10 protein-coding genes are annotated in these 8,457 nt (G+C 36.0%); 2 read left to right on the top strand and 8 right to left on the bottom strand.

The window, feature by feature from the left end:
* Nucleotides 1-152 precede the first annotated feature (152 nt).
* From GO685_RS02115 to tmk, 3 genes are all read right to left on the bottom strand, one after another.
* Entirely contained in the window at nt 153-719 is a 567-nt protein-coding gene (locus GO685_RS02115) for a hypothetical protein (RefSeq protein WP_175937367.1), read from the bottom strand.
* A 541-nt stretch (nt 720-1,260) separates the two neighbouring features.
* Complete coding sequence (locus tag GO685_RS02110) at nt 1,261-1,470, bottom strand: hypothetical protein (RefSeq protein ID WP_175937366.1); 210 nt, start codon at nt 1,468-1,470, stop codon at nt 1,261-1,263.
* Between the two features lie 597 nt (nt 1,471-2,067).
* Nucleotides 2,068-2,670, bottom strand: coding sequence for a dTMP kinase (tmk, locus tag GO685_RS02105; protein WP_175937365.1), 603 nt, complete (start codon nt 2,668-2,670; stop codon nt 2,068-2,070).
* Between the two features lie 114 nt (nt 2,671-2,784).
* Between tmk and GO685_RS02100 the strand changes: the two genes are divergently transcribed.
* Both GO685_RS02100 and GO685_RS02095 read left to right on the top strand, forming a co-directional pair.
* The gene (locus GO685_RS02100) at nt 2,785-3,357 is read left to right on the top strand and encodes a thioredoxin family protein (protein ID WP_175937364.1); all 573 of its coding nucleotides are present in this window, start codon (nt 2,785-2,787) and stop codon (nt 3,355-3,357) included.
* A gap of 5 nt (nt 3,358-3,362) precedes the next feature.
* Nucleotides 3,363-5,081 (top strand): monovalent cation:proton antiporter-2 (CPA2) family protein, encoded by a 1,719-nt coding sequence (locus GO685_RS02095; protein ID WP_175937363.1) that lies wholly within the window; start codon nt 3,363-3,365, stop codon nt 5,079-5,081.
* Nucleotides 5,082-5,121: 40 nt separating this feature from the next.
* On the opposite strand, the gene GO685_RS02090 is transcribed toward GO685_RS02095, so the two are convergent.
* The 5 genes from GO685_RS02090 to GO685_RS02070 form a co-directional block, all read right to left on the bottom strand.
* Complete coding sequence (locus GO685_RS02090; RefSeq protein WP_175937362.1) at nt 5,122-5,736, bottom strand: SURF1 family cytochrome oxidase biogenesis protein; 615 nt, start codon at nt 5,734-5,736, stop codon at nt 5,122-5,124.
* A gap of 114 nt (nt 5,737-5,850) precedes the next feature.
* On the bottom strand, nt 5,851-6,216 hold the full coding sequence (locus tag GO685_RS02085) for a ferritin-like domain-containing protein (RefSeq protein WP_246226347.1): 366 nt from the start codon (nt 6,214-6,216) through the stop codon (nt 5,851-5,853).
* Between the two features lie 461 nt (nt 6,217-6,677).
* Nucleotides 6,678-6,899 (bottom strand): hypothetical protein, encoded by a 222-nt coding sequence (locus GO685_RS02080; protein ID WP_175937361.1) that lies wholly within the window; start codon nt 6,897-6,899, stop codon nt 6,678-6,680.
* Nucleotides 6,900-6,943: 44 nt separating this feature from the next.
* Nucleotides 6,944-7,276: a hypothetical protein gene (locus GO685_RS02075; RefSeq protein WP_175937360.1), complete on the bottom strand. Its 333-nt coding sequence runs from the start codon at nt 7,274-7,276 to the stop codon at nt 6,944-6,946.
* Nucleotides 7,277-7,691: 415 nt separating this feature from the next.
* Nucleotides 7,692-7,907 (bottom strand): hypothetical protein, encoded by a 216-nt coding sequence (locus GO685_RS02070; RefSeq protein ID WP_175937359.1) that lies wholly within the window; start codon nt 7,905-7,907, stop codon nt 7,692-7,694.
* Nucleotides 7,908-8,457: the final 550 nt, after the last annotated feature.

Here is an 8,457-nt window from a genome sequence, read left to right as displayed (position 1 = left end):
TGACAAGACTGCTGAGGTTTTTATGGGTTTTTTAAACTTCGTTGGTTCTCTCATATGGCTTCTCTAAAATTTTGTTCACAGAGACTAGATTTTGATAACCCCCTTGGGGCTTGTTATTCCAGTGCGTGACGATGGTTCACTTTATGACGGTGTCATGAAAGTGGCCCTACTAGGATCCAGAAAGATATAGATTCCAGCGTCACGCGCTGGAATGACAAAGTTATGGGTGTCATCCAAGTAGCTGAAACTGGAACCAGGAAAGTTCTTGCGTATACAGATGAAGATAAAATTATAAGATCCTCTAAAGGAGGTAAATTGGCATCTTCTTGTGTTGCATAGTCGTCCACTGAGGGACTGTGCAGCACGTCCTGCGTTTTGCCATCATCCACTACTGCGTAATCAATATTACACTTATTTAGTCCACCTAATATTCTGCTTTGGAAATATTTTTCACCATAGCCTTCCATAATAACGTTTATATAGTCAGCACTGTCAATATCAGAAAGCTTGTTACATATTTTTGGATCTTTAACTGCATAGTGTTGTGTAAACTTACACTCACTACCGTCATCTTTACAAAAAGAAAATTTTCCTTTTTGGTTGCTATCTGCGGTAATGATAAATCTGTTGCCTTCTTTATCCTTTGCCGAGAACTCATTACTACCCTTGTCTATGGAATATTGTTCCTTTGGGAACGTAAATGTTAAGTGATATGTCATAATACTACCTTAATAAAAATGACTATTATAGTATAGATTTATTAATAAACAATATATATTATAGCATAATTAATGTAATACCAATTCCATTACACAGAAAGCGGATAGACAACAGTAGAAAAAAGTTATAACGTCATTCAATGGAAACGAAAAAAACTACTTGACAAGTTCCTCCAACTCCCTTATAATGAGACTGAAGCTATTATTTATCTTCAGTCTGTGCAGATTAAACGACAAAAAAACTTAGTGTATCTGGCGTACCATGTTTAATTTTTTGCACTATGTGCACCTCACGTCTTTTAAAACTTTTGATTTTCAAGCTCAAACGCGCTTATAAGTCGTTTAAAACATAAAAAAACGCCAATATTATAGGATAGATAGTAAATAACTAGCTACCGGGGTCTCTTTTGCTGCTTTTTCTGTTTAGTAAATTTTTTAAACATTTGCAGCTAAGGTTAGTTGCATTAAAAAGCAGCTAAGTCGCATTCATCAAGCGTTTAGAATAAAAAAAACGCCGATATTTCGACACAAAAGTAAATAACTAGCCACCACGGGGCTTCTTTTGCTTTTTTTCTTTACTAGGTAAATTTCTTAAATATTTATTACTAAAGTAGTATCCTGAGTCCCAGTGCCAGCTACTTGGATGACAGAAGGGGGCACTTGGATGCACCCACAGACCTGTCATTCCAGCGCGTGACGCTGGGATCCAGGAAAGTTTGCTTGTAAGCAAGCAAACTAATTTTGTGAACATAGAAAGTAGCTAATCTTAATTTAAAACACAACATTAATCATTATGGAAAGGCTGGATCCCAGTGTCGAGCACTGGGATGACAAGGAAGAGGCTACTGGGATGAGTGTGGCGTAGAAGCGGTAAGCTGAAGCTGCACAATAGATGAGGGTGGGCCCCTCGGAGCCGGTTTACAAGAGCAGGCTTCAAACAACCATAAGCTGCTTTGGTAAAGAGCCAAGGTAGTGAACGTTATGGAAAAGGCGCAATTATGCGTCATGTGTGAAATAGAGAGGCGAATGAAAATGAACCACTGAAGAAGTGTCGAAAGGCTTTAGACGACGTCAAAACCAGGGGTTTCATCCTAACCTGGGATAAATCTACCGGGAACTTGTTTGCTGGGTAGGTGGCGTCCGGCATAGAGGTGGCGCGAATCTATTTTGGGCTATTGTGTAGAACTGCGGGAACCCATCGTTTCGATAATAAGGGAGAAATCCAAGAAGCTAAACTTCAAGGATGAGAGTACCAATGCGGAAAGCAGCTTAGATATAGGAAGATGGTTGTTGTCCACATATGGTATTGAGGTTGGCCTTAATTTTCATTTTGCTAGCAAAACCAGCTCTATTGTATAGTGCTAGCAATTCTGTTGATAATTTCACTATACACTCGATTATCATCCTTAGTTTCAACTTCAGTGATAACATTACACCTATCAGGCTCTTTTAGCGCTATTTCTTGAAATCCTTTTCGAACTTTGTTATAAAAATTAATGTCCATCTCTTCATATTTGTTTTTATCCTTTGCTCTGCTTAGCCCAACTTGAACATCAATATCTAGGATAAATGTGATATCTGGACGTCTAATTTTTACTAACTTATGAAGGTCCCCTATTAGCCCTAAGTCAACTCCAAGCCCATACCCTTGGTATGCAATAGTTGAATCAATAAACCGATCGCAAATCACTATCTTTCCTTCTTTTAGAGCTGGCAGTATTAATTTTTTCACGTGTTCATATCTCATTGAGGTGAGCAGCAAAAGTTCAGAGATGGGATCAATATTGTCCTTAAGCAATACCCTTCTTACCTTTTCTGCAAAGTCAGTACCGCCTGGTTCTCGGGTCAATATCACATGATTTTCGCCACGAATTTGCTTAAAATGATTCGCAAGTAACTCAGATTGCGTTGTTTTACCGGAGCCATCTATTCCTTCGAAGGTTATGAACATGAGTTCTATAATTGTAGTGTCAAAAAAGGATATGCAAACAGTATACACAAGAACCATTTGACATTTAAGCAATAATATTATATGTTGTGTGTGATATACAATTCTCTGTAAGCTATGGTTGCACTGAATACTCCTAAGGTAGATTTTGACTTTATTGCAAAGGATTTCAATCTTTTGGGGGTGGATAACAAACACTATACATTAAGTGACTGTCATGGGAAAAACGGTCTTATTGTAATGTTTATATGCAATCACTGCCCTTACGTTCGATCAATTATTAGCAATCTGGTGAGCGATGTTGATTTGTTAAAAAAAGATTATCAGGTAAGTACTGTTGCAATAATGCCAAATGATGCAAATGAATATCCGGAAGACTCCTTTGAAAATATGATTAATTTTGCCAAGGAAAATAAGTTTACATTTCCATATCTGATTGACAGTACGCAAGAAGTGGCTAAAGAGTATGGTGCTGTTTGTACTCCTGACTTTTTTGGTTTTAATGCTAATTTAAATCTCTGCTATCGTGGACGTTTTAACGATGCAAAAAAAGAAAAGGTTCAAAACTATAAAACAGGAAGTAGTGATTTATTTCAAGCTATGAAATTCATTGCAGAAACTGGTAATCCTCCGGTTGACCAAAAGTCAAGCATTGGTTGCTCAATTAAATGGTCTGATCCTACAGGTTAAATATCATGCACGGCAGCTCTCAGTATTTGTTTGATATTATAATTCTACTTTCCGCTGCTGTGTTTATAGTCATAGCGTTTTGGAAAATGAATATCAGCCCAGTGCTCGGTTACTTCGTTGCAGGCGCGTTGATTGGTTCTCACGGATTTAATCTGATACATTCAGCTGATGCAATGGACAATTTTGCAGAATTTGGCGTAGTTTTTCTATTATTCATTATAGGCCTTGAATTAACCTTTGAACGCCTTATTGCCATGCGTATCCATGTATTTGGATTTGGTTCCCTTCAAGTTATAGTTACCATGGTAGCGATATGGTGCATTGCTCTTGCTTTTGGAGTGAACACTAACATGGCAGCAGTTATCGGCGGTGGGCTTGCATTGTCCTCAACGGCAATGGTGTTACAGGTTCTGCAGGAAAAAGGCTCCCAAGCAAGTCAAGTGGGGAGGTTGTCAATAGCAGTACTATTAATGCAAGACTTTGCAGTAGTACCGCTAATAGTATTAGTACCCTTACTTGCTGGTAGTTCTGAAAACAGTCTAATAAGCTCACTGGCAGGTTCATTAGTGCAAGCGGCTATTGCATTAGTGTTGATATTTATAACTGGTAGGTTATTACTCAGGCCCTTATTTTCGGTTATTGCTAAAATGGAAAGTAACGAGGTCTTTGTATCAACAACACTCTTAATAATATTAGGAGCAGCATTTATTACCGAGCAATTTCATTTATCAATGGCACTGGGCGCATTCGTTGCTGGGTTATTAGTTGCAGAAACAGAACACAGGCACTCAGTGGAACACGCGGTATTGCCATTTAAAGATTTGTTTCTCGGTTTATTTTTCATGACTGTCGGTATGTCTATCGATATTGACCTTTTACTCAATAAATTGCCGCTAATTACTTTATTGTCGATCATCCTTATCGTTTTAAAAACATCTATCATATACGTATTGTGTAGATTTTTTGGGTTTAAGAGTGCACCTGCCATACAAGCTGGATTATTGCTTGCACAGGGTGGTGAATTTGCATTTATCCTGTTTCGCTTAGCAGATGAGTTAGACGTACTACCAAGTGAAATCGCCCAAGTGCTTATGATGGTAACTACGGTAACTATGGCTTTCACTCCTCTTCTATCGGGACTTGGAGAGTGGATAGCAAATTCATTTAGCACTGAGAAGGTAATATTAGACGATGAAGCAATTGAGACAGACACACAAGATCTCTATAACCATGTAGTAGTTGCTGGATTCGGCAGGGTAGGATATATGGTAACAAAAATGCTTACCGCAGAGCATCTAAGTTACGTTGTTGTAGACATTCAATCAAAGATAGTCAAAGAAGGGAAAAGTGACAGCTTTCCTATATATCTTGGAGATGCCACGAGATATGAAATTTTAAAATCAGTAGGAATAGAAAGAGCCCAAGCTTTCGTAATTTCAATAAAGAACGAAGTTACTATAAAGAAGATTGTTTCTCTAGTTGCAACAAATTTTCCACATGTAAATATTATAATACGCCTACCAGATCTGAGTAATGTAGAAGCTTACAAAGATCTGGGGGCTAGTAAAATTATTCCGGAGACATCTGAGATTGGGTTGCAGCTTGGTGGAGCAGCACTGAGCCTAAGTGGTATTAGCGAAAGCGGAGTTGAGTCCTTAAAAAGTAGATTTAGGAAAGGCAATTATAGCATGATAAAGGATATTAGCAGCGATATAGATGAATGATTATTTCTTCAGTTCTTCTCTTGTTATCCAAACGTTGATGTCAGCCACTTGAGTGGCGTTTATTTTGTCTATAATAAACTACACACCAAATCAAGGAAAGTGCAAACCAAGTTATCGCATATTCCAAGTGTTTCATCGGCTGTATAGTTAACTTATTGCTGAAACCTTTCTGCCATAACATACACTGCTCTAGCTTGATACCAAATTCATTGGAAATTTCTTCTGTACTTAGGGTAAACCACGTGTTCAAAGCAGTATCATTTTTGATTAACCAACTTTTGCTTTTACTGTTATCGCAATATAAAACTCCACTCGCAGCTATTTTCTCAATTTTTGCTTTTTCCTCTTTTTTCTCTCTGACTATTCCTTTATTCACTAGCATGTAATGTCCAGTAGTGAGTAGCATAGGAGACAGCACATGATAGCCGCGTTGCCCTGCAAAAACGTATATCTCTATGTCACTTAAAATCCCGTCAATCTTGACGTGTCTGTAGTTAAATTTTGCAAGGTCATCATTGGGCAACAGATAGACAACTGGAAGACTCATATTTTTGATGATATTGTTCTTCCAGTTTAATCTAAATAATTGCCACAACCCTAACAAGAAAAGAAGTAAGCAAGGTATAATTAAGATAAATATTGTTTTTTTTAACACCTTACATTTGTGTTTTTAGGTAATTTTCAACACCTATAAGTTCGATAAGAGCAATTTGCTCTTCGATCCAATGGTAGTGCCCTTCCTCATTTTTCAATAATTCCTCTAATAAGATTACACTAACAAATCTCTCTCTTTTTCAGCAACAGAAATTGCTTCTCTATAGTCTTTTAAACCTTCTTCTTCTAATTTTAAATTATCTTCCAAGATTTTTCGTATTGCATCTTTTGTGAACTTCCCGTCATACTTTGAGATTTCATTTGTGTCTTGAAAGTTTGGTATACCTTTAAGCAATAAAATTCTTTCTGCTGGCTTATTTGCATGTTCAAGTTCCTCGTCAAGCTCTTCTTTCATTTTCTCTGCAAGTTTATTGATCCCACTATCTTTGAGAATTGTAGAATGCAAAAAGTACTGGCGTATAGAAGTCAACTCACCGGTTAATAATTTATTCAAATGCTTTATTATTATCTCTTTATTCATAACCTTCCTTTAGTTTAATCTATTAGTATAATCTATATAATAATGAAGATTATAGCAATAGATCTCTCAATGGCGTCAACTTAAGGAAAAATGTCAGTGATCGTGTATAAAATTTCTCTCTAAAATTTTTACCATTAAATTATCCAAAAGCTGCAATAAACAGCACTTCTGTTTCTATTTTATTTCAACAAAGGAGTTGCTAAGGTAGGCTCTTAAGTTGACGTCATTGGCTGAACGGATACACGACAGATACGACATTATGTTGTTTATCGCAAAAACTCATGCTTTACACAATCGGAACGAGGAAACACACATTCCTCGAAAGGAGCTAAATCCTTTCCACAGCCTCTTATCTATCGTTTCTTAAACCGCTTCCCTGAATAGATACTACCTACTTACCTAGAATAAAATAAGAAAATATTGCTAAAACATTCCACACACCATCACACTACAGAATGGCTTTAATGCCAGATACTATCACTATGACCGCTATCTAAATTAAAGTCATAGTTACTGTTAAACTGATGTGCTTCGCTTTGATCCAATCCTTCTGAGGTCTTTTTGTCTATGCAATACTGTAACAGTTCTTTTAGCGCTTCACTACTATCTTTATCTAAGTTAAAATTACTAATGTCAAATAGCTCCATATCTTCTACATTTTCATTTTCGCATAACCAGCACACTTCTCTTAAGGCACCTAAATCAGGAGAAGATGGATGAGAACTTACTACTTTGCCAAACTGTTTCCATATTTCCTTAAAAGAACTCCTGGATTAAGTTTCACTATCACTATAAAAGTCTCATAATGAAAAGAATTGTAAGTTTCAGGAAATTGTGAATGTTCTTTACCAACTTTAATAAAAAGATCGACTACATCATCTGTTGAAAAATGACGATTCATATAGAAATCTACAGTATTTACCATAAAATTAACAACTGCCGCTAAAGAAAGTTGCTGATTGTTTTCTAAGATAGCTTCTAGCTTTGTAACAAATTCATACTGACGTTGACTAAGAAAATAAGATTCCCCTTTATCAGTTACCTGACAATAATAGCTCATTTTGTTCTCACATGGATGGGCATAATGATAATCAGAGCACATGCTTTCAAACGTAATGGACCATTCGTCTATTTCTTTATCTGATAATTCTGGATGCTATTTTTCAAGCATTCCATATAGTAAATCTTTCATACAACCAACATTTTTATAAACCTTAAGTGTTATAGCAACACAATTTTATTTATTCAAGTCTTAAAAAAATATTTTAGCCAAAGTACCGTATTGATTAGTGTCATAAAAATTTTGATTATTTACTCTTTCAAAAATCCAGAAAAGTACCTATATTTGTGAGAACAAGCCGGGTAAAAATATAGTTGTGAAAATAGAAACGTAAAACTGTTATAGCAAAGTTGGACAAATTGGTTTATATCTAAACGTGGTAGAAGTAGGCTAATATAGCTGGTTTTGCGTTGTGTTAAATTACTATAGACAAAAGTTTGCGTAGGTTACGCGGTATAGCTCCTATACACAAAAATGCTGGAAATGTAAAACCGGTAATTCCACCTATAGTTAAAGGTGATAAAGCTGTGGAACTTAACCCCAAACATGTAAGTGCTCCTATCACAGCACCTAACCCTGCTACAGACATTAAATCCTTTACACTTGCTAGAAGCTTTGAATCTTTTTTCATTTGACCTCCTTAATAATTTAACCGATAGCGGCAATATTGCTATTTTTTACTTCAAAATTGCAAATTCAAACTTCCGCTACTGTCAGTATAATTAGATTAATAGAATAAGCAAAATAATCTTTTTATGGAATGGCGTTGAAAACAAGGGTAGGAGAAGAGCCTCGACTTACAACTATTCCAATTATCAGCAGCTAATATCAAATTTTACAGTTAAACAAGATGCTACTCAACATTATCTGCCCAACTCATGAATTACAACTAGCTATAAATATTTAAGAAATTTACCAAGCGAGAAAAAAAGCAAAAGAAACCCCGTTGGTGGCTAATTATTTATATTAACTTTATAAATTGGCGTTTTTTTATTCTTAACGTCTAATCTAGCTGCTTTTAAACCGCAACTGATCTAATTTTAAACGTTAAGAAATTTACTAAACAGACAAAAGGCAAAAGAAACCCCGCTAGCTAGTTATTCGCTATCTATCTTTTAAATTGGCGTTTTTTATTGTCTTAAACGCTTTAACAAGCGCATTTTACCTAATATAAGCTAAAA

It is taken from the genome of Wolbachia endosymbiont of Madathamugadia hiepei, assembly GCF_013366855.1.
Lineage (GTDB): Bacteria > Pseudomonadota > Alphaproteobacteria > Rickettsiales > Anaplasmataceae > Wolbachia.
Note: the sequence above shows the minus strand (reverse complement) of the source record. Positions and strands in the feature narration are given on the sequence as shown.

Excerpts from the sequence above, each read along its gene's own strand:
- GO685_RS02075 (WP_175937360.1), bottom strand. The coding sequence starts at position 7,276 with ATGAGCTATTATTGTCAGGTAACTGATAAAGGGGAATCTTATTTTCTT.
- GO685_RS02085 (WP_246226347.1), bottom strand. The coding sequence starts at position 6,216 with ATGAATAAAGAGATAATAATAAAGCATTTGAATAAATTATTAACCGGT.
- tmk (WP_175937365.1), bottom strand. The coding sequence starts at position 2,670 with ATGTTCATAACCTTCGAAGGAATAGATGGCTCCGGTAAAACAACGCAA.
- GO685_RS02110 (WP_175937366.1), bottom strand. The coding sequence starts at position 1,470 with ATGTTCACAAAATTAGTTTGCTTGCTTACAAGCAAACTTTCCTGGATC.
- GO685_RS02100 (WP_175937364.1), top strand. The coding sequence starts at position 2,785 with ATGGTTGCACTGAATACTCCTAAGGTAGATTTTGACTTTATTGCAAAG.
- GO685_RS02095 (WP_175937363.1), top strand. The coding sequence starts at position 3,363 with ATGCACGGCAGCTCTCAGTATTTGTTTGATATTATAATTCTACTTTCC.
- GO685_RS02070 (WP_175937359.1), bottom strand. The coding sequence starts at position 7,907 with ATGAAAAAAGATTCAAAGCTTCTAGCAAGTGTAAAGGATTTAATGTCT.
- GO685_RS02115 (WP_175937367.1), bottom strand. The coding sequence starts at position 719 with ATGACATATCACTTAACATTTACGTTCCCAAAGGAACAATATTCCATA.